The organism is Oleiphilus sp. HI0080 (assembly GCF_001635135.1).
Map to the genome: position 1 here is coordinate 1 of NZ_LWFU01000092.1, position 523 is coordinate 523.

The window sequence follows — 523 nt, forward strand, 5'->3', positions numbered from 1 at the left end:
CTTGCTGTTGTTTGAGTACGTGATCATAAGCCTCTTGCGCCGCCGCGACTCTGACTTTGTTTTTAGTTACTGCACGCTGCAGTTTCTCTATTGCATCCGGTGTGTTGCTCTTTGCTTCTTTAAGAGCTTCTTCCATCTTTTCGAGCTTATTCTGCGCCTTTTCGAGATGAACATGTAGCTCTTCAAGCGAGGGTTGTAGGGCTGTGCTAGATGTTGCAGGGGATGCGGAAGGCTGATTGTTCTCAGCAACTTTCCGAGCTTTTTCGTAATTCTGCTTGGCTTGATTAACACGTAACTGGTTTTTTTCAACCGCGCGTTGAAGTTTGGCGACATTGTCAGGCGCATTTGCTTTTGCGTCTTCTAAAGCGTCGATCATTTTATCGAGTTTAAGTTGCGCTTTTTCGAAGAGCTCTTTTAATTCATCGATTGATTTCTCTGGCTCTGCACTAGTTGCTAACGTCGGCGCAGCTTCTGTATTGGCTTGTTTACGCGCTAACGCCGCTTCAATCGCTGCTTTTTTGGG

Annotated in this window: 1 pseudogene; it reads right to left on the reverse strand. The window is 46.1% G+C overall.

The features are described 5' to 3' along the window. Nucleotides 1–523: pseudogene (locus A3751_RS22430) on the reverse strand (hypothetical protein); the annotation flags it as partial.